15 protein-coding genes are annotated in these 21,774 nt (G+C 58.4%); 6 read left to right on the top strand and 9 right to left on the bottom strand.

The annotated features are described in order from the left end of the window. Positions 1–274 precede the first annotated feature (274 nt). The 9 genes from BMY84_RS18475 to BMY84_RS18430 all read right to left on the bottom strand — a co-directional run bounded on the left by BMY84_RS18475 (position 275) and on the right by BMY84_RS18430 (position 13,424). The gene (locus BMY84_RS18475; RefSeq protein ID WP_093085597.1) at positions 275–1,567 is read right to left on the bottom strand and encodes an MFS transporter; all 1,293 of its coding nucleotides are present in this window, start codon (positions 1,565–1,567) and stop codon (positions 275–277) included. 300 nt (positions 1,568–1,867) lie between these two features. Beyond that, entirely contained in the window at positions 1,868–2,923 is a 1,056-nt protein-coding gene (locus BMY84_RS18465; RefSeq protein ID WP_218146984.1) for a lactonase family protein, read from the bottom strand. A 243-nt stretch (positions 2,924–3,166) separates the two neighbouring features. Continuing rightward, the gene (locus BMY84_RS18460) at positions 3,167–3,994 is read right to left on the bottom strand and encodes an NADPH-dependent oxidoreductase (RefSeq protein WP_218146983.1); all 828 of its coding nucleotides are present in this window, start codon (positions 3,992–3,994) and stop codon (positions 3,167–3,169) included. A 35-nt stretch (positions 3,995–4,029) separates the two neighbouring features. Further along, on the bottom strand, positions 4,030–5,256 hold the full coding sequence (locus BMY84_RS18455; protein ID WP_093085592.1) for a lactonase family protein: 1,227 nt from the start codon (positions 5,254–5,256) through the stop codon (positions 4,030–4,032). Positions 5,257–5,474: 218 nt separating this feature from the next. Beyond that, positions 5,475–6,464 carry an MBL fold metallo-hydrolase gene (locus tag BMY84_RS18450; protein ID WP_093085591.1) on the bottom strand — a complete coding sequence of 330 codons (990 nt, stop codon included), beginning with the start codon at positions 6,462–6,464 and terminating at the stop codon, positions 5,475–5,477. Between the two features lie 4 nt (positions 6,465–6,468). Then, positions 6,469–9,309: a TonB-dependent receptor plug domain-containing protein gene (locus BMY84_RS18445; RefSeq protein WP_177204075.1), complete on the bottom strand. Its 2,841-nt coding sequence runs from the start codon at positions 9,307–9,309 to the stop codon at positions 6,469–6,471. Positions 9,310–9,722: 413 nt separating this feature from the next. Beyond that, positions 9,723–10,664 (bottom strand): hypothetical protein, encoded by a 942-nt coding sequence (locus BMY84_RS18440; protein WP_143075085.1) that lies wholly within the window; start codon positions 10,662–10,664, stop codon positions 9,723–9,725. 127 nt (positions 10,665–10,791) lie between these two features. Next, positions 10,792–12,402 (bottom strand): carboxylesterase/lipase family protein, encoded by a 1,611-nt coding sequence (locus tag BMY84_RS18435; protein ID WP_093085586.1) that lies wholly within the window; start codon positions 12,400–12,402, stop codon positions 10,792–10,794. A gap of 50 nt (positions 12,403–12,452) precedes the next feature. Then, a complete protein-coding gene (locus tag BMY84_RS18430) occupies positions 12,453–13,424 on the bottom strand; it encodes a ChbG/HpnK family deacetylase (RefSeq protein ID WP_177204073.1) in 972 nt (323 codons plus the stop codon). A gap of 157 nt (positions 13,425–13,581) precedes the next feature. Here BMY84_RS18430 and BMY84_RS29835 point away from each other — a divergent pair, with 157 nt between their 5' ends. The 6 genes from BMY84_RS29835 (at position 13,582) to BMY84_RS18405 (ending at position 21,770) form a co-directional block, all read left to right on the top strand. Continuing rightward, on the top strand, positions 13,582–13,767 hold the full coding sequence (locus tag BMY84_RS29835; RefSeq protein ID WP_177204072.1) for a hypothetical protein: 186 nt from the start codon (positions 13,582–13,584) through the stop codon (positions 13,765–13,767). An 80-nt stretch (positions 13,768–13,847) separates the two neighbouring features. Continuing rightward, positions 13,848–14,789, top strand: a complete 942-nt coding sequence (locus BMY84_RS18425) for an aldo/keto reductase (protein WP_093085583.1) — start codon at positions 13,848–13,850, stop codon at positions 14,787–14,789. 1,207 nt (positions 14,790–15,996) lie between these two features. After that, entirely contained in the window at positions 15,997–17,157 is a 1,161-nt protein-coding gene (locus BMY84_RS18420) for a pyridoxal phosphate-dependent aminotransferase (RefSeq protein ID WP_093085582.1), read from the top strand. A gap of 3 nt (positions 17,158–17,160) precedes the next feature. Then, on the top strand, positions 17,161–18,120 hold the full coding sequence (locus BMY84_RS18415; protein ID WP_093085580.1) for an ornithine cyclodeaminase family protein: 960 nt from the start codon (positions 17,161–17,163) through the stop codon (positions 18,118–18,120). Positions 18,121–18,172: 52 nt separating this feature from the next. Beyond that, a complete protein-coding gene (locus tag BMY84_RS18410) occupies positions 18,173–19,882 on the top strand; it encodes a peptidase M61 (RefSeq protein ID WP_218146982.1) in 1,710 nt (569 codons plus the stop codon). 28 nt (positions 19,883–19,910) lie between these two features. Then, positions 19,911–21,770 carry a DUF885 domain-containing protein gene (locus BMY84_RS18405; protein ID WP_093085579.1) on the top strand — a complete coding sequence of 620 codons (1,860 nt, stop codon included), beginning with the start codon at positions 19,911–19,913 and terminating at the stop codon, positions 21,768–21,770. Positions 21,771–21,774 lie beyond the last annotated feature (4 nt).

The raw sequence follows: 21,774 nt of genomic DNA, 5'->3' as shown, positions 1-21,774 counted from the left end.
GCCGCAACACCTCTTCATCACCCGTTGACTTTGAGCATGGTGATGTAAGCAACATGGCTCGGGCCATGCAAATCTAGCCCTGCGATCGTTTTCGCCAGCACATGTTAAAGGCGTCATGATGTCACCGGAAACGGCCTATCAGCCGCTAGCGTCAGTTTAAACGGGAGGATCGGGATCTACCTTTGTCGCTACGGCGAAGCCCAAATCCTCCTCAACGTTACAACTTCCAAGCCTTGCCAGCGGCGCTTAATGCTTAGTCGGGATCATCCATCCGTCAGATGTCCAAGACCTTGGGCGACCATTTCGGCCGCATGAGTATCCATGTTGCGGCTGCTCCGATGATCAGGAAAATCAAGACAGTCAGCATCGGCAACTCATAATTGTTATTGCTGATGTGCAAGAGCCATCCAGTGAGTGCTCCGGCCAGGCCGCCCGCGAAGCTAGTGGCGAATTGCTGCACTCCGGTTACCCGGCCTACTGCGGGTTTGGGGATCAACGTGATCCTCCCCAACGCTATATGGTTAGCCGTTGCGAGGCCCAGGCTCGTCAGTGAGAAAATATTCCAAAACAGAGCCATGTCGAGCGACTCTGCCCGCACGCCGAGCAGGACGGAGCATGCGCCGAGAAATCCTGCAATTGTGAAAGCCTTGCGCGTGAGAACGGCGTCACGTCCGCTGGCGATCAGCCGGTCGGCGACCCAGCCCGAAGCCACGCTGACGACGGCAATGCCAATGAAGCTGAAAAAGGTATAAATGCCAGACACTTCCAAAGACAGGCCGCGATGATTGTGAAGATAGTCGGGCATCCATTGCATGCAGAAGAACGTGAAATAGCTGTAGCAGAAGTTGACGATCATCGACCCCCATACAACCGGACTTGAAAGAATGCTCGAGAAGGGAACCGAGGCCGTGATACGCCTTTGGGTCACGCGCGCCCCTTCGGAAGGAAAGTCGTTCCGAACCATCATCAGCCATGGAATCAACCACAGCAAGCCGACCAGACCGGTCGCGATGAACATGTCGCGCCAGCTGTAGTTATCGATCAGCCAGATTGCGATCGGCGCTCCGATCGCCGGACCAAATTTGTTGCCTGCGGTGATGAAGCCGGTTGCAGTCCCACTCTGCTGCTCGCTGAAATTGTTGCGTAGCCAGCGGAAACTGGCTGGAATAGCCATGGATTCAGCCACGCCGATCAGGAAGCGCATGACAACCAGTCCGACGAGCGTTTCCATCATGCCGGTCGCGGCCGCGGCCAGGCACCAAAGTGCGAAGCAGATAGCATAGGGCCATTTGACGCCATAGCGATCGACAATATAGCCAGCGGGAATTTGGAATATGCCGTATGACCAGAAGAACGCCGAGTTCAGCCAGCCCTTATCGATGCTGGACAGCGCAAAATATGCTCTGAAGCTTTCCGCAGCAATCGCCGATGACATCGTCGATCGATCAATGTTGCTGATTAACACGCCAACGCCCAGCAGCAGCATAATCGTCCAGCGTATGGCTGACGACATACTCTGATCGGGATCGAGGGGGCGCTCAGCGCCCGTGGCGATCAAATTGGACATTTACGGCTCCTGATGAAAACATTGCCAGCGCCGAACATATTTATACCCGTTCTTCGACAACTGCGGGTATCTCGGCCAATACGTGAGTATCCAACCGCGGACTTGCGGCCGCGGCGTTAGCTGTGACTTGAAAGGTCTTGCTCATTTTTGCGATAGGTGGCCGCACGACGTTAAGCGTAAGCGACACCTCAAATGCGCATTCAAGCACGCTATGGTCTCGTGCCTTCGTACAGGTCGCAAGGCCATCTTCGCATTGCTCGTCGATCAAACGGGTGAGCATTGCGTGCTTCCCTTCCGCGGTCAGGGCAGTCGCACACATTCGACCCAGTTGGGCCCATCTCCCAGAGCATATTCTGCAATCTGTGTGAGAGCGCCGGTCACCGGATTGATGCGATGTGCGATAAGGTTGCTTGAAACATCACCGGCAGCGAACAGGAACCGTCCGGATGGATCGATCCCGAAGCCGCGCGGCTCTGCGGGCATTGGGAAGTGACCTGCCGCCTTCAGCAACCCACAGCTATGGTCAACCGCAAACACCGCCATAGTGAGCGATCCGCGCACCGAGACATAGAGCCACCTGCCATCAGGCGTTAAGTGGAGGTCGGCGCCCGCAGCCGATATGCCTTTTCCGCGGCGATCACCCGGCTCATAGCCCTCGGGTTTGGCGTCGATCACCTGGATTTCAGCGAGCATACCCGAATGAGGATTGTAGCGAAATGCGCAGACCGATGCGTCATACTCGTTTACGACATACAGATATCTGTTGTTTGGGTGAAAGCGCATGTGGCGCGGCCCTCGACCAGGCTCCACCAGAATTGGTGACAACGGGTCGAGATCGAGGGTCCCCGTGATCGGATCGAACGCGTAACGTACGATCGCATTTCCATCGCAACTCGCTCCGAGGATGAAACGGTTAGTCGGATCGGGCTGGACCGAATGCAGCTTGGGTGGCGTGCGGACGATATCATAGCTCGCCTGGACAAAGCCTTGTGGCCCGACGGGCGCGACGCTGATGATCCCGGTGCGCAGAACCTTGGATGGATTGTTCGCACCAAATAGATAGCGTCCGGTCCGATCAAGCGCAATATTGACCATGCTCTCATAGCCGGGCGTATCGCCAAGATGGGAGAGCCTGCCTGTTGCCCGGTCAATCGCGAAATTGGCTATGGAAAAGGGCTCCTCCCTCAAGGAGGCATAGAGGAAGCGTTGGTCAGGACTGACGGCCATCGGCTGAACTCGACCGGTCGGCACATCTTGAATATGTGTCAGCGCGCCAGTTTCCGGTTCCATCTGCAAGACAGAGATCTGCCGACTTGCGTGCTGCGAGACATAGACGAAGGTTCCGCCGGTGCTCACAAGTGGCTCCATGCGGTTGTAGTCACGTCCACGTTCCCACTCATAGCGCTCTCTCCGTTTGTCGGTATTTTTTGGTTGTTGAGCGGGCATTGACTAGCCTGCTAGCTACTTGTGACATGCAGCATTCCAAAATTATGCCGTTCGCGCAAAATTATGGAAAGCAATAATTTTTGATTGTCACGATAAGTTTTATCTATGCTTTTATTCTGGTTGGGAAGCCCCGAACCCTGTAGCCCCAGCTGTCTATTTCAGTCCGAACCCCAACTGCATCAACACTTGTCGCATGACATGACGGCCGTCCAATGAAGCCTCGCTGTTGACGCGCTTGCTGATCTGGCGAGTCCAGTCCTGTTCGCGCATGCCTTGTTCGCGCTGAAACTCTCGGGCGCGCGCATCATAGGCTTGTACCGCTGCCATGGCCTTTTCGTCGAAGCCATATTGTTCACGGAATAAAACTGCTTCTTTGGGCAGGCGCGGCTTTACATCGGACGGGCGCGCGGGGTCTGGCTTGCCTATGCATTGCCCGAACAGCGCAAACACGTTCGGGGGCAGGTCAAGTTCGGCGGCGACCGCCAGAGGATCGTTGCGCATGCCGCCGATGAAGATGCTGCCAAGACCAAAGGATTCAGCCGCGATCATCGCATTTTGTGCCGCCAAAGTAGCATCGACCACGCCCACCAGAAAGGTTTCCAGATAGGACAGGCCTTCCGACGCCTCGCCATGCAGTTCGGCGATCTTGTGCGACCGGTTTAGATCGACCAACCAGACCAGGAATATCGGCGCATCAATGACATGTTTCTGATTATGGGCGATCGCTGAGAGCCGGGCCTTGCGCGCGGGATCCTCCACCGCGATCACGCTCCAGCTTTGCAGGTTGGATGATGTCGCGGCCGAAGAGGCGGCTGCGATGATCGCCGGCAGAACGTCGGGGGCCAGCGCATCGGGCAAATAGCCGCGCACGGACCGGTGCGACAGAATAATGTCAAGCGTCTCGTTCCAGCTTTCGGGCATCGCGAGATCCTGACGATAGCGCTTGTGCAGCGGCGAGATATGGGGCGAAAATTCACTCATCGGGTTATGCCGTCCTTCAAGCGTCAGAATATGGTTCAGTGTTCGTCGGCGAGTTCGACCGCGCGCACCCACATCTGCTGCACGCCGGGCGGCAGATCGACATTATAGCGGCGCAGGAAGGTCAGTCGGCCATCCTCCTCGATCCGGAACAGGCATAAGCCCGCCGGCGTCACCTCCTGCGCGTCACCTTCGCCGACCGACATTGCCGTCAGCGTGGCTGCGATCAGCAGCGTGCCGCTGGGATCGATGGTGAAACAGCGTACATGAAAGCCGTGTGGATCGGCGAACTGGATCGCGCGTGGTTCGCCTGTCTTCTGATCGATTGCATAGACGGCGATCGAATTGTCGCCCACTTCGTATGGGAAGGCGCCGATAGGATGCGTCTTGGCGCTGATCCGGTTGCTGGCATAGACGACATGACCGCGTGGATGGACATGCACCGCGCCGCCCACCTGCACGATGCCCGGCACCACCGGTTCCTGCGTCAACGAGGTCATGAAAAGTGGATCGGGGGATAGGCGGTCATCCTCCAGCAAATGCATATGCAACTGGTTCTGCAACTCCACCACGACATAGACCCAGCGTTGGTTCGGATGATAAGCGATATGGCGGGGGCCGTAACCATAGCCCTCCCGCCCGAAGGCTGTCACATTCTGCCGTGAGGTCAGTTGTCCGTCGGCGAAATCCAGAACCTTGAGCACCCCCGGATCACCGTCCGGCTTGGCTGGAGAGGGATTGTGGCCGCGAAAGGCCATCACTACGCTGTCATTCGACGGTGTCGGCAATATCTGGTGGCAGAAATGGCCAAGGCCCAGATCATTCTGCTGCGCGATTTCCGCGCCCAGTGTGCCGTCTTTGAGGATTGGATGTACCGTCACATGCGAAGGCGCGGTATAACAGGTGAGAGCATAGCGACCAGTATGATCGACGCTGTTATGGACAGGGCGCTGGCGCAGCGGTTGCGCCTCGCCATGGAGGGCCAGACCTCTTTCTTCATCAACCTTTAGCGCAACCAGCTGGTGGTTGCTGCCCGTGATCGTCATGCTGCCGCGTTCAGAATCTGTGGTCGCTACATAGAGATAGCGGCCCGAAGGATGCGCCCAGGCATATTGTACGACTGACGGCATGGTGAGCGACGCGCGTTGTTCCAGCGTAGCAGCCTCCACGTCCAGATCCCACCGCGTCACGACATCGCCCACACTGTTGAAAATAGCGATCCGGCGCGCGCTGTTCCTGTCTCTATTGTTTAATTGCGATGACATTGGCTACTCCGCCTAAGCATAAAATGGCGATCTTCCGATCCGGCATCGATAGGAAAAAGATGGGATCAAGGATGAAGCCGATATTGTTGGTTGAAAAAATATATAGTTATTTGAATAATTTAATCATTGATCTAAGGTCCGTTTGCCATTCGGTCTGGCCAAAAAAAAGCAATATTATCCGATGGTCACTATCGGCATTTCTTAAGAGTGAACGCCGCTCAATCGCCCACTCTCGGCGTCCGCCGCCCCGGCATCGCCCGATGCAGATCGGCCGAATTGAGATTGCATTCGCGCACTTCCTTCAGGAACAGCAGCGTTTCAGCCGTGCCATTCAGGAAAGGGTTTGGTGCAATCGGATTGGCGCGCATCCATTCCATTTTGTAGATTGCGTCGTCGAAACTGGCGTGCGGCGCGATATAGCCGTCCACCTTGGTTCGTGCGGCGATATCGATCAGCCGCGCATAGGACTGGTCGAAAGCCGCATGCAATTCCGGCGACAGGTTCTTGTTGCTGACTCCACTGACATAAAGCAGCGTGCGCGGCTTGCCCTGGTCGGTGACAGGGATCAGCATCGACAGTGATCCGGGAGTGTGCCCCGGCGAGATGAAGGTCTTGAGCGCTACGCCGCCGAAGCGGATTGTCTCTCCGTCTGATACCGTCAAGTCGCGGGCGGGCGGCGGGGACTGATTGGGCCGCAGTTTTTGGGTTTGCGAAAAATCCCAGTCGATGGCCGACATGATGATACGAACGCCGAAGCGATCCTTCAGATATTGTGCGCCGCCGAAATGATCGGCGTGGCCGTGCGAAATGATCAGCATCTTCAGTCGGGCGGGATCTAGCCCAACTGCCTTCAGCCCCGGGAGGACATAGGTATCGACATCTTTGGAATTGCTCATCGCATCGAGCAGGATGATGCCATCGGGCGTATCGATTGCCCACACGCTGTCCTGCCCGCTGCCGATGAAATAGAGATTGTCGAACAGCTTCCGCGCCGGCTCCTCGCGCGCCATGTTGGCGGCGGGCTGGGCGTCGTCCCAATAGCAGACGCCCAGCCCCGGATTGCGCCAGCCCTTCGATTGCGCCGCCAGCGCGCGGGCCTTGGCGAGATGGGGCTGCGGCACATTGCCGCTGTCCCACAGCGCTTGTGCGGCGGCGGTCGAAGCCGCCGCCGCCATGCCCAATGCCATCATCCAGCGGACGACAGACATCGCCTTAATGGCCAAACTTCACGCGTACGCCGACGCGATAGACCCGGCCCAGATAGTCGTAGAGCGACGGATGGCCATAAGCCGGCGGATCCTTGTCAAAGACATTGTCCACCTTGAAATAGGCATTGATCGCGTCGTTGATCTCATATTTGCCACCGATATCGAAATAGACCGCGCCAGGGATGTGGTTGTCGTCGATGGTCGGGTTCTGGATCGTAGGCACGGGGCAGGAGCCAGGATCGCATTCGATCCAGCTGGGGTTGATCTTGCCGGCGCTCACGAAGCGTTCAATGAGAGAGAGGCTGAGCTTGCCGCTGTTGATGGTCTGCCGCAGCAGGCCCTTCCATTTCGGCGCAACGCCAATGTCACCATTGGTAAAGCCGCTGCCAAGGTTGGAGTTGCCTCCGGCCGCATGGATCACCGCAACATTGGGAATGCCAAGATCCTGATCGAAGTGCAGTATGCGCGTCGCGTCCGCCGCCAGTTCCAGCGACGTGTCACCGCCCAAGGCGATCCGATAGCTTGCCGAAAAGTCTATGCCGTCCGTTTTGATGGAGGCAAGATTCATCGGCTTGCGGATGACATAGGGCGCATCAGGCGTACCGAGCGTACCGGTCAACTTGATCTGCGAACAGGCGTCCGCATTGCCGCTGATCTGGCACAGGTCCACCGTCTGCACCGCCGTCAGCGTTTGGATCGCACCCTCGATGTCGATATTATAATAGTCCACCGACAGGTTCAGGCCAGGCAACCAATGGGGCCGATACACCCCGCCGATTTCGAAGTTGAGCGACTTCTCCGGCTTCAGGTCTGGATTGCCGATGATCGAGGCGTTGACGCCGACACTCGCACCAGTGAGTCGGTTGGTGACTGTGGAACTGAGCGCGATCGGCGGTGGCGACAATTCGCTGAGATTGGGCGCGCGAATGTCGCGCGACACATTACCGCGCAGGCGCAGTCCGTCCAGAGGCGTATCCCACACGCCGCCCAGCTTCCAGGTGAAAGCGCCGCCGGCGGTCGAATAATGGGTGTAACGCCCTGCTGCGTTGAAATCGAGCTTACCCACAGTATCGCTGTCGAAGATCGGCAAGCCCAGTTCACCGAATACTTCCCAGACACTGTACGAGCCCTTGCCGCCGTTGAAATTGCCATTGAACCAATTGTTACCGGTCGTCAGCAGGACGGGGTCAGCCGGATACATCTTGCTTATCGGTGCAGCGTCGCTAAGACCAGCACCATACCAGTCGGCGGTCGTGCTGTAAGACTGTCTGCGATATTCCCCGCCAAAGGCCAGCGAAACGTCGCCAGCCCAGTTGGAGAAAGGCGATCCGCTCATCGAGAAGTTGAACACATCCTGCTTGATCGAGCTGCGCGAACGCGGCCCGGCATCCGGCATCACATAGTCCAGCGCCGCCTGATTGACTGGGTTAATGCCGATGATGTTGAGCGGGACGCAGCCGGCTGCGCGTGCGGTGGTGTTGCGGCACACGATCTGGCCGTTGCCCAATTGCACTGCATCGATCGCTGCCAGATAGCGCGGGGTCAGGAAAACATTGTTAAGGTCGATGGCGATCTTGGTTTCACCATGTTCGAAGCCGGCGGCGATGGTCCAGGGCTTGCCAAACAGAGACACATCCTTGGCGTTCAGCCCGGCGGTGATGCGCAGTTGCTTGCGGCCGGTGTCGACAGTCAGATTGTCAGGAAAGATGGTGTTGGCGACGCCATATTTGAAATTGGTGATGCCGGCAGTGCCGCATGCTGTCTTGATCGAAGCTGGCAGGAAGGCGTTGTCACACTGTATGGTGAGATTACCCTGCTGCGCGGCGCCCGCAACGGTCTGGGTCGATGCTTTCACGTCAGCATAGGCAAGCGAGGTGAAAATCTCGACATCGGGAGAAAGGTCGAAGGCGACCCGGCCATAGCCAGTGAAGCGACGAAGCGCCGAGTCATAATTGGCGGTGTTCAGCAGGTTGGCGCTATTGTCGCCGCCGTCACAATAGGCACCGATGCAGCCTGTACCAAGCTGGAAAGCGTAAGGCGTACCTCCTGGCCCGAAGGCGGTTCCAGCAAGGGGACCTGCAGTAATCAGGCCGCCACTCGAATAATTGTTCACCTGTGCATTCTTGTAGAAGAAATATTCCGGCTGGCCAGCGGGCGTGGCAGCGATGGTGCGTGTCACGACCTGCGCCAGCGGATAACCCTTGCGCCCATTGGGGCCGCCGTTGACGCCCGGATCGCGCGCCGGCACCCCCTCATTATCATAATATTCGCCGCTCACCACCAGGTGCAGGCGATCATCCATCAGGCTGGCGCCATAGGCGGCCTGCACCAGGATATTCTGATCGTCGTTATAGTTGGTGATGCCGCCCTGGGCGTTCGCCTCAAAGCCCGTGAACTTGTCCTTCAAAATGAAATTCACGACGCCACCGACAGCATCCGAGCCATAGGAGGCTGATGCACCGCCCGTCACTACATCGACGCGATCGATCAGCAGCTGGGGAATTAAGCTAACATCTACGACGCCATTGATATTTGCTGGGGTCACGCGCTGGCCATTGACCAAGGTCAACGTCCGGATGGAAGCGAGGCCGCGCGTCGCAAGCGTCGACAGGCCATTGTCGCCTGAACTGGTGCTGCTATTGCCGACGGTGCTGCCCCGGCTGCCGGACAGCGCAGGTAGTTGCTTGACAGCATCAAACACGTTGGGGCTTGCTACAGCCTGCAACGCCTTGCTGTCGAGTACCTGCACCGGGGTTGGCGCGGTAAAGCCGCCACTGGTCAAGCGTGTTCCGGTGACGATAATGTCGCCAGTCGACGTTGCGTCGGTACTGACCGTTCCGGTCATTGTGGAGGCCGGGGGAGCGGCAGTATCCTCAGCGCTGGTGGAAGGAGCGTTCTGGGCAAACGCTAGGGTCGAAAGACCCAGGGCTGCACTGCTGGCGCTAACCAGGGCCGACCTACGGAGGAAACTGGCTAAACGAAATGATGTTTCTGCTTTGGGGCGGTCCGTATTGATAACGAGATCGCTCTGACGATTGGTATCGTCCATTATAACCCCTCCTAATTCTAAACAAATCACGATATTATAATCGTCATTTTATTGTTCTGTTTACGGCAGAAATTATCGAATGATTATTATTTCAATCTGATATTGATCGAAGAACGATATAGGGAACTTATTGTCCATTTCGTTCAGGATCTTTAACGGTATGACTCTCAATTAATATTATTAAAAACAATATTTGTTGATCGTGACGATCAATTTTCGCTATGATTTTTCGATCGATGTTGTCCATTCGCGGAGAGATTGTAGCGCCAGACCCAACGCTTTTCGACGCCAGCAGGCAGTTGGATCGCGATGAACGGCTCCACTGCAACTACGCGGCGGATCGACCAGATTTGGGCGCGAATGATGGGCGTGTCAGATGCAGCACGAAGCTTCATGCCACCGGGGCCGGCGATGGTGAAACCGCTGGTGCCTGGATCGGCAGTGACGCTATTTGGAGACAAAGTGACATGATCACCGGCCGCAAGCGGTGCCAGGTAGCTTAATGTGGAACCTTTTACCGATGCAAGATGCGGCGTCGCCGTAGATTCCGGAAGGGGATAAGGTAAATCTATGCTTACGCCCGGCCCGATGTCGCGATCGTCGAACCGCGTGAAATTATGGTTGTAGACCTGGGTAGATATAGGCCTGTTGCCGATGTTCACTAGCCGATGCCCGATCTCGAGCCGGCCACCTGATCGCACACGCACCATCTTCTCATAAATATAGCCGTAGCCGCTTGCGTCGGGCGCGATCATTTGCCGGAACGTCACCGTTTGTGCTGTACGCCGCACCCGCCAACTACCATTGTCGACGATGGCATAGCTGCGAAAGCGGCTATAGCGCAAAGCGTCAGTCTTGCGCAGACGACCGACGCCGATCTTCAGAAAGGTTCCACCGACCGGCGCTTCGTTATAGCCGGGTATCGGGTCAATAAATTCTTCGGCAGGGCCTGTCGCGGCGGTCTGTGGACCGGCGATCAGCCGGTGGCCATCGTCGATGAAGTCACGAATATTGGGCGCGATGCCATCGAACCAGGGGCCGTAGAAGCGATGCCCCTGTCGCCGCGCTTCGACGATCATCCCCGCCCAATCGAACCGCGTGCCGCGATAGAAACCGTGCACGGCATCCGGCAGCGCGATCGTTACCGTCATATCGCCGGCATGCAGCGTCGTGATGGGCGCGCCGGCCAGTACGGCCCGAACATCCACGATGTTGCGCGGGGTCTCTTCGGGCGCCCCTGCTCCGACAAGCAGCGCCGCTGCGGCGAGTAAGAGGGAACTAGCGGGCAGGCTGGGTCGCATAGAAATGCTGCCAGAAAGTGATCTTGTGCGGATCGGCCAGGGGGATGGGTGCGAAATGCTGGCCCAGCTCCATCGTCTGCTGCTTTCGCGGATCATAGGCTGGCCAGTATGGCAAGCCCGGACCGTTGGGATCGCCGGTCTTCGCGAAGTTGGTCCAATAGGATGAAAGAAGGTCGGCAACTCGCCGGTCCTGTGCATCCCAGGCAGGGTCGGCGTTGGCGAACACATAGCCCAGTTCCGCGCCGTGATAAGCGCCCGTCACGGACTGCTTCGGCCCCGGCGGTGCATGGTCGAAATAATAGAGATAGACTGGTTTGGTGCGCCTGTGGGTGAAACTGCCCGCCCACATCCATTGCGACACCCGTGCATTCTCGCGGATTGCCGCATTGGCCGAGGTGAAGGCCTGCCGATCGTCGGAGGCCGGATAGAGCGCCAGATAGTCGTCAGTCATTGGACCGAACTTCCGTCGTACATAATCCAGATATCCTGTGCGGCCGAGCAGGGCGATATTGTTGTTGGGCCGCTGCGCTTTGCCCGCCGTCACCAGATCATACGCGGTTTCGGCCGCCGCGCCGCTTTCATCTGCATTCTCGCCGGCAAGTTCATCGACATCGGACTGCGCGGCTGCCGCATAGGTTTCCGCATATCCGCGCGGCAGGACATTGCCGTCCAGCGCGTAGGACCAGAGCAGATCGGTCTTGCTCTTCTGATAGGCGGCGATCAGCGCCTGCCAAGGCATGGCGCGCAACTCGGCAAGTGTGTGTGCACCGGTCGCAGCGACATATTTCTGCCCATCGGCTTCGGCATCCTTCAGCGGCAGATAGCGCATTGCCGCCTGAAACATGCTCGGGTCGCGCGCATAGAGCGCGTGACTTTGATTGATCATGCGCTTGAACAATCCTCTGGCCAGCGGCGACAGCGACAGGAAATGGCTGGTTCCCGCGCCAAAGGACTGGCCGAAGATGGTAACGTTGTGCGGATCGCCGCCGAACTGCCCGATATTGCGTTGTACCCATTGAAGTGCCGCGATATTATCCAGCAAGGCATAATTTCCGGACACATGGTCTGGGTTTTCCGCCGACAGGTCGGGCGTCGCCAGCAGGCCGAGCGGACCGCCGCGATAATTCACCGTCACCAGCACAACGCCTTTCCTGGCGAGCGCCGCGCCGTCGAAGAGCGCCTGCGATCCTGAACCGAAGCCGCGTTCGCCCCCGTGAAACCAGACCATGACTGGTCGGCGTTCCCGCGCGCCCCGCGCGGCAGTCCAGACATCGAGGTTAAGGCAATCTTCGCCTATCCGCAGTCCCGCCACGACCTCCGATGTGGGTTGCGGGCAGGTCGTACCGGGCAATCCGGCAGGGCGCACGCCTTTCCACGGCAACGCGCGCCTGGGCGCGCGCCAACGCAACGCACCGACCGGAGGCGCGGCGTAAGGCAGGCCACGATAGGCCATCACGGCAGGATCGCGCGCAACTGCACCTTTGATCATGCCGGTTTCGACACGGATGGCTTCTGGTAAAGTCGTGGAGGCTTGTGCGGTTGCGCCAATAGTCATGGCTGCCATCATGATGACCGAAAAGCCTTTCATCGCTTTTCCTTCATGCCCAACGGGTTGGCGATCTTTGCGCTGATCATGTTTCAAATCATCGCCAGATCGCTGCCGATCGCCTTGAGGTGATTTTGATATTCGTCGCGCCCATAGAGCGCATCGCGAAAGTTGATCAATTCGATCCGGTTCGTCTTGATCCAATCCCGCAGGCGCTGGCTTGTGAGCGCCTCGACATCCTGCACCCGACTGATCACGAATTGCTGCGCGCGGGGACGGTTCGCACGTTCGCCCAGCCGATAGGCATAATAATCAATGTAGCCCGGGTGCCAAGCCTGCCAGGTGACAACATCGGGTGGGTAGCGCAGTATGCCGCCGCGATCCTCCGTATAGAAGCGCACCGGATCATAATTAGATTCCACCGATCCGATCGAATCGGTCAGCAAGTCGCCAAAAGCCTGTGCGCTGCCCGCCGCGACGATCTTGCGGTCGGCCCATTGCGGATCGGGTGTCAGCGGGGCGGGGGGCGTGGCCGAATAATATTTGGCCCATTCCTCCCCACGCGCCTGCGCTTGCCCGATCTTGTCATAATAGCCGGGATCAAAACGTTCGCTGCCTGTGAAATTATGAGCGATGCTAAATTCCTGCACCACCTGCTTGACCGCACGTCCCCATACGGTCGAGACATTCTCCTTGCCCCCAGTATCGGGCACCCGGCCCAGTATCTTCGCGCAGCGCAGCAGTTGCGCTCGTAACTCGCGCACCGCTTCCTCATGGACGACATCAGTAGCCTTCTGAAGGTCAAGCCGGAAGCGTCCGTCGAAGTCGCCGCCCTTTTCCACCAGGGATGGCACCTCCTTGGCGCCTAGCACCGGCGCCCCCCACATGTGCATATGCCAGCCGACCGACAGCCAGGGATAGGCGCGGAGGCGCTCCAGCGCATCTTCGGTGCCCGGTGAATCGAGCATCACGTCGGCAGCGGTGACAACGCCATGCTCGATCGCTTCAAACGTACCAAGATTGCAGATTTTTGATTGGCCGACATCGTCTGCGCGTACGATCATCCTGCGGTTGCGCAGGGGCATTGGGGAAGCGCTAAGCGTCGGTCCCGCAAGCGTAGCCGCGCCTGCGACCATCATCTGTACAAAATCGCGCCTGTCCGTAGTCCAGCCTGTCATCGCCTCACCTGTTTTCGCGCGGTGGGGACGGCAAGGCGGGCCGATGCCCGCCTTCGTCGCCGCGCCATTTATCATGTTTATCCATCCCGTCCGCTTGTTCCAGGCGCCGGGTCTGGTCCAAATGGCCGTTCGCCATAATCTGTCACCGATTTTCGGCGCGCGAAAACAATATATCCCGAAGCTGACATTCAGATTTGATTATACTCAAACCTTTCAGGAAAAAATGTGAACAAAAATGTTATCAATATTCTTGCTTCATCATGCTTGGCATGAGAGGAGAGGCAAAATCATCGCAGAGAGGATATCGCTATGCGCACGCGATCCATCGGTTCGCTGGACGTGACGGTCGTTGGCATCGGCTGTAACAATTTCGGTCGTGAACTTGACGCCGCAGCGACCACACAGATTGTCCATGCAGCCTTGGACGAAGGCATCACTTTTTTCGACACGGCGGATAGCTATGGCCGACCCAAAACCAGCAGTGAAACGATGCTGGGTGCGGCGCTTAAAGGGCGTCGCGACAAGGTGGTGATTGCCACCAAATTTGGACGTGTACTCGATGATGAACGGCAAGGTGCAAGAGCATCCTATGTCCGTGCTGCCACTGAAGCCTCGTTGCGGCGGCTTCAGACTGACCGGATCGACCTAATGCAGTTGCATGTCCCTGATCCTGCAACCCCTGTTGAGGAAACGCTGGGCGAGCTTCAGGATCTGATCGCGGAAGGGAAGATTCGCGAGATTGGCAATTCGAACCTTTCTGGGCCGCAACTGGCCGAAATGAACGAGATTGCTTGCAGACATGGTCTGCCGCGCTTCGTATCGACGCAAGCCGAATATAACATGCTCCATCGCCAGCCGGTCGCAGATGTATTGACCGCTTGTAAGCAGTTCGAGATCAGTCTGTTGCCGTTTCGGCCGCTATATCATGGCCTGCTGACTGGCAAGTATCTGACGGACGCGCCGCTGCCTGCTGGCACGCGGATCGGTGATAAGAGTGTCGATAGTCAGGCTGAAATTCTTTCGCCGGCCAATCTGGCAACGGTCGTCGCACTTAATCGTTATGCCGAGGAGCGGGGGCATAGCCTGCTTGAGCTGGCTTTCGCCTGGTTGCTGGCGCACCCTTTCATTCCATCGGTCATCGCGGGGGTTAGTTCGCCCAGACAGGTGGTGTCGAACGCCCGCGCCGCAAGCTGGGTGCTGTCATCCCATGAGCAGGCCGAGGTTGAGGAAATGCTTACGGTCGCCGCCTGAGCGCGGTGAATCTGTGGTTGATTGAGCTGATAATGCCCTCTGTTAGAATTGGAGGGAAATTCCAAGGTCTAATCGGGGTAAAGCTAAGGTCACGTACGCAAACAAACCGATCGGTTCAGTCGGTGTGGACGAACTAATTCAGCCTGGCGGATCGTCAACATGTGTTCGGGATTGGAACTTCGGATATGAGCCTCGATCTTTTTAAGGTTGGCGATCCGCTCTAGCGCCTTATCGGCAGCGGGGGCGTTCCGGCCTTTGCGGCGTCGAAGAAGCCAAGTCTAATGTGGGACTAACGCCTTGCTCGGGATAACACGCATTATCAAGAGCATGGTTTTATCCAGAGGCGGGCGAATGCGCCCCACATGCGACACGCTGGATGAGGTTGTTCTTCGGCAGTTCTGCCAAGGCGTTACGCCGTTGAACGCCCTGCTTGCATGAAAGTCGGCTTTGAAATCACCGGTGTCGTAGATGATCTTAAGGTGCTGAAAGCACTGTCAATTCTTTGTAAGATCAATGAAATCGACGCACTCAGACGTGACCAGTTTGCCGTCGCTCAACGTCTAGTCACATTTGGAATGAAGGTGTACATCTGAGCCAGTTTCGCACGTCTCGAATACGTAGAGCAGGCGCGTCTCAGACTTGCTCGTATTTGCAAAGAGTTCCTTGTAAAGTGCGTCGGCGCTCTTCTCTCCACAGAGAGGCGAAGAAACTTCCGCGTCGTCTCCCGAGAGCGACAGCACGCCAGAGAGGTTGCCATTGTCGAGCGGGAGCAGTTAAAGCTGGCACATTCCTTTGGTCTCCATCGTCACTCTCTTCAACAGCCGAGCACATGCTTTGCCGAAATCGCCGGTCTAGGGAACGCTGGACTCTGATCGCGCCCAACCACAGCTGAGAAGCAGTGATCGTATCCAAGTTGTCGGAAGATAGCGCTGAATTAGCAGCCATTATTTGTTCGCCAGACGCGTCAGGTGGCGTTTTGATCGGTCCGTTGATGCAGCTTTTTTGGTTAAGCTTCGTTCGGGTCTGCAGCCCGAGGCTGGGCCATGCATATCCCACCGCATTGAACCGCTCACAAACTGGCTCTGCCGAAATCCGCATAATTTATGCACAGGAGGATATCCTGCGAGCAACACGGGCAAAAAATTTGCTCTGAGGATGAACTAATAGTGGAGATGCGGTTCTGGATCGGACCGACCAGGAGACTATTTTGGCGAAGTTCAGCAATTATGGCGAGTGGGTGCGCGCGACGTTAGCGCAAGCGCGGTCGCGGCCGGATGGCCTGCTTATCCCCATGTTCGACAGCCATCCCGCTGAGCCGGTAAAACTGGTGCACGACATAGTGGCCGCGGGTTTCTGCGGATCGCTGACAGATCGGTACACCAGTGCGTTTAGCGGCGGCAATCCTTATGTCATTGCTCAGCTCAAGCAGCGATATGCTTGTTCCAGCGAACAGATTTTAACAACTACCGGGGCGTCTAACGCTATTGGCATGATTCTGCGTGCCTTGACGCAGGCGGGCGACGAAGTGCTGGTGGAAAATCCCGGTTTCGATCTTTTTGCGCTTCATGCCGGGACGGTAGGTGTGGGAGTGCGATACTTTGATCGGATCGCCCCCGACTACCGGATCGATCTGGATGATATTGCTGCGCGCATCACGCCACGCACCCGGCTCCTGATCCTGTCGAACCTACATAATCCGACTGGCACACTGATCGACGCAGCTGATATGGCGTCGTTGGCGCAGTTGTTGGAAACGGCTAATATCCACGCTTTGGTGGACGAGGTATATCTGGGATACGGCCCGGATGATAAAGCGGTTGCGGGCTGCACCCTATCGGACCGGTTTATCTCCATTAGTTCGATGACCAAACTCTATTCGCTATCGAGCCTGCGCTGTGGGTGGATCGTGGCAGAGCCCAAAATCATGGATCGCATTCGCGCGGTCAGCAACCAGTTCGACTATGCCGTGTCCAACCTCTCGCACGCTGTCGCGGCGATGGTGTTGGAGAATGATGCGCCGTTCGTGGCCTATAGCCGGGGCGTCATTGCTTCGGCGTTGCCGGTGGTGAAGAGCTATTACGACCAGTGGCGCGAGGCGGGGCTTGTTGAAGGACCTGATCCGCGCTTTGGCTGCGTGTCCTTTCCCAAGCTTGTTGGCGTGCAGGATACAGAGGCTTTTTCGCTATGGCTGGCGCAGCGCAACGGCGTGATCGTCGCGCCGGGCGAATATTTCGGTACGCCTGGTCATGTCCGGTTGAGCCACGCCAAGCCGGTCGAAAAGTTACGTTCCTCGCTGGACGCCCTGACTGAGGGACTGAACGCTTATCGCGACCTTCCCCTTCGTCAGCGTGAAGCAATCGCAGGATAGACCATGGCCCATATTTTCAATGAACAAGATGTTGCCCAGCAGCTGACCCCGACAAGATGCGCGCATTGGGTGGCGCGGGCGATGATCGCCCTGTCCACCGACGCGCGTGATCAACCCCTCCGTAACATCATCCCGGTCGCGCCGGGACGCCTGTTCGCGTTGATGCCCGGCTCTTTGCCGCTGTTTGGGTTGGTCGGAGCGAAGGTCATAACCGCCTACCCGCAATCACCCGGTTCACAGCGCACCCGCCATCGCGGCATGGTGCTGGGCTTTGACAGCGAGAGTGGCGAGTTGATCGGCATGGCCGACGCGCATGAAGTGACGCTGATCCGCACCGCGGTGGCCAGTGCCATCGCTACTAACGCACTGGCTCGCCCGGATGCGGCTCGGCTGACCGTGATGGGCACGGGCGCGCAGGCGCAATCGCACGCCCGCGTTCTTGCAGAACTGCGGACGCTCGACCGGATCGCCATCTGGGGTCGCGATTTTACCACGGCGCAGCAGGTGGCTGCCGAACTGGACGCCCGCCTGGCTGTGCCTGTGGTGGCGATAGCCGATGCCGAGCAGGCCGTGGGGGAGGCGGACATCCTCGCCACTGTCACCGGATCACCGACGCCGATCCTGATGGACGCCTGGGTGAAGCCAGGGACCCATATCAATCTGGTCGGGTCAAGCCACGCCGGTCCCTATGAGGCTGATCCGCCGCTGGTGGCACGGGCACGCTATTATGTCGATTGCGAGCCCTATGCTCGAGTAGCCGCTGCAGAGTTTCTGGAGGCTGCGAAGGCGGGCCTTATCGACGATAAGCAGCATATCAGGGGTGAGATAGGACAGGTGCTGGCAGGCATCCGGACCGGGCGGGAGCATGGTGGGGATGTCACCATCTACAAGTCGCTGGGTCATGTGGTGCAGGATTTGGCGGCGCTACGCTGCCTTTTGGAATTGGCGAAAGATCAGGCATAATATTGAATTAAGGGAAAATATAATGCTCATCTTCTCCGGCCTAGCATTGTCTATGGCAGCAGCGAGCGCGACACCGCCCCCTGCGACGCTAGTGATTGCGCTGGCGCCGCGCAGTGCGCCGGGGAAAGTTGATGTTCAGTCGGTCACGGTGACACTGAGCTTTGAGGGGCTGGAGGCGGACAATATCGGGCCGCTGCTCCAGATGCCGCTGGTGTCGAGTAACGTCGACAGCGTGGCAACAGTGCTATCAGGACTGGAGGCGCGGGACGCGCGCGGTGTGCTTAGGCTTTTGCCGCGCGATGTCGAATTGCCGGTTCAGGCCGCGCGAGACGCGGAAATCGGTGGCCCTACGCGGCAGTGGTTCGCAGACCGGCCGGTATCAGGAGGGCTGACCGTGCGCTACTCAGTCCCAGCCCAGGCCTCGCTGCCGCCGCGTGGGCCGGCGCCGCCCTTCGCTTTTAGCAACGACGGCGGGGGAACATCGGCGGCGGGCAATATCTTTTTGATGCTGCCCCCTGGCGATACCTCCTGGCGGACGCAGGTGCGGTGGGATCTTTCCGACCTTCCACGGGGGGCGAGAGGCATCAGCTCCTATGGTACGGGCAATGTCGCCGCGCCCGAACCGCTAAAGGCCCCGCAGTTGCGTATGGCTTTCTACATGGCCGGCAAGGTTTCCGCCTGGCCCTATTCGGCGCCAAAAAGCGGCTTCTTCTCCGCCTGGCATGGCCAGCCACCTTTCGATGCGCAGGCGGTGATGGGCTGGACCAGCAAACTCTACGGCCAGTATGCGCGATTTTTCAGCCAGCAGAAACCGCCGCCTTATGGCGTGTTTCTGCGTTATAATCCGGTCAATGCGGGCGGAGGTGTCGGCCTGTACCACAGTTTCGTCACAACTTTTGGGCAGCCGGGCGGGCAGGGGAGCGATGTTGCGCAGGTCCAGATGACACTGGCGCACGAGATGTTCCACACTTTCTCGCCCTTTATCGAGCAGCCGGCCGGGCTTGAATCCTCCTGGTTTGGGGAAGGATTGGCGACATTCTACCAGCGTCGACTGCCGCTGCGCTACGGCCTGATCGGGCCGGAACAATTTGTGGAGGATTTGAACTTTCACGCCGGGCGCTATTACACCAGTTCGCTTGGTGAAGTGCCCAACAGCGAAGTTCCAGGCCGCTTCTGGGCCGATACGCGTATCCGCACTCTGCCCTACGACCGGGGTATGCTCTATTTCGCCGATCTAGATGACCGCGTCCGCAAAAAATCCGGCGGTGAGCGGTCGCTGGACGATCTGGTGCTGGCTATGCTGGTGGCGGGAAAATCCAAAAAACTGGGCAATGCTGATTGGGAGATGCTGCTCGGAGCGGAGTTGGGCCACGGCGCTGTCGAGGATTTTCACGCCTTTCTGAATGGACGGCCCCCCTTGCCGGCGAGCGATGCCTTTGGCCCCTGTTTCCGGCGCATTTCCAAGTCGCTGCGCCGTTACGACCTGGGCTTCGACACGGCGGTTTTGGCCGAACCGCGTCGCGTCGTGCGTGGGTTGCGAGCGGGATCGGCGGCGGCGCAGGCGGGCCTGCGCGATGGCGACGAGATCGTTCGGCCAGTGCCCCAAGATCAGCTCCAAGGTGATCAAACCATGATGCTGACGCTGCGCATCCGGCGGGACGGGCAGGAAAGCGATTTGACATACCTGCCAAGGGGCGAAGCGGTGAGCGCCTGGCAATGGGAGATTTTGCCCGCTTCCAACCGCAAGACCTGCGCGCTGTAACAGACTGTTTGGGGGAAAGAGACGGGGCATGGTTTTGATCAGGAGAGCCGTTAAATTTAGCCGCACGGCATGGCGGGCCAACGCGCTGGCAATGACGCTGGCAACAGCTGCACATGGCTCGTCCGCGTTGGCGCGGCCGCATGAGGATCTGCGACTGAACGCCCTTATCGAGGCGCGATGGACGGCGGACATGGCCGTGGATCCCACCGCAAGGACGGAAGCGACCCTGTCCGCTTCGGAAGCCGAATGGACGCCTGTAACGGATGTCTGGCGGGCGCAGGATGCGCGCAAGGCGGGCTTTGCGCTCAAGCGGCTGGAGAAGACTATTGATCCGGCTAAGCTTTCTCTGCCGATGCGGATCCGTCGCGATATTTACAAGCGCGCGCTGGAAACCCGGATATTGCGTGAGCGCGTGATGCGCAACGGTTTCACGATCGGCAGCAGCATCTTCGAGCCGGTGACCGAAGGGCCGCGCTTGATGGCACGGAACCAGAAGATTGCGAGCGTGCGGGACGCAGAAAATTATCTGGCACGCATCGCGGCATTGCCTGCTCTTCTGGACAGTATTGCGGGGCAGGGGGAAGAGCGGGCAGCACGCGGCGTGGTGTTGACACAGGCAGGCTACAAGGCCGCTGCCGCCCAGAGCCGGACGCTGGGCGAAGGCGGCTCCTGCGCAGGGCAAGGTGAAAATGCGATCGAGGCGGACTTTCGCAAGAAAATCGCATCAGCGGCCATGACCGAGGAGGCCCGCAAGGCGCTCTCTGCGCGCATGGCGCAGCTGCTATCGAGCTGTGTCTGCCCGGCCTATGGTAGCTATGCCGCCCGTATCGAGCGCCTTGCGCCCAAGGGCCGGTCGAGCGGCATGTGGCAAATGGCCAAGGGCGCACAAGCCTATGAGGACTTTATCGAGTTAGCGCTGGCGGAGCGTATTTCCCCCGACGCTATTTTCGCTCGCGGCGAGCAGGAGATTGAACGCGTAGAACGCGAATTGCGCGCGATGGCCAGCCGGATGGGCTTTGCCGATCTGGAGGCGCTACGCCAGCATTTGCGTTCCGAACTCCGACTCTCTGTGCCCAACAGCGACGCCGGCTATGCCCTGGTGGAGGCAAAGGCCAAGAATGACCTAGCCCGTGTTGAAGCGCTGCTCCCGCAGTACTTTCTTTATCTTCCCAAAAGTCCTTTGGCGATAAGGCGTGGGCTGGAAGGGCCGTTGGGCGGACCTCCCACGCCATCTGCGTTCTACATTCCGGCCGCTGCAGACGGCTCCAGACCCGCGACCTACAGCGTGGGTTTCGCAGGTGCGGCCCGGATCGATTCCTGGAATCTATCGTCCATCACCTTCCATGAGGCTTTGCCGGGCCATCATCTCCAGTTCGCTACGGCGCAGGAATTGCGCGACGGACCCGACAAGACCGGAAGCGGCCTGCTCCCCAGCTATATTGAGGGCTGGGGGCTATATGCCGAGCAGCTTGCATACGAGATGGGCCTCTATGCCAACGATGATTATGGCAAGGTGGCGTGGATGCAGTTCCGTTTGGAGCGCGCCGTTCGATTGGTGCTTGACACCGCTCTCAATTACAGAGGCTGGTCTTATGAGCAGGGCGCCGCCTATCAGAAGGCGCATCTAACTACCGATTTGACCGTCAACCGCTTCGTGAACTGGCCCGGACAGGCGCTGGGCTATTATTGGGGCTATCTGGAGATATTGGCTTTGCGGGACGAGGCGTCGCGCATTCTGGGGCCGCAGTTCGACATAAGGGGCTTTCACGATGCGATACTGCGTCCCGGCCCGATGCCACCTGTCGCAATGCGCAGGGCGGTAAAAGGCTGGATTGTACAAGTAAAGGCGGGCCGCGAAGGCACGGCGCAATTGGGTGACAAGAAATGAAAGT

It is taken from the genome of Sphingobium sp. AP50, assembly GCF_900109095.1.
Lineage (GTDB): Bacteria > Pseudomonadota > Alphaproteobacteria > Sphingomonadales > Sphingomonadaceae > Sphingobium.
The sequence above is the reverse complement of the archived record's forward strand: the minus strand, read 5'-3'. Positions and strand labels throughout refer to the sequence as shown.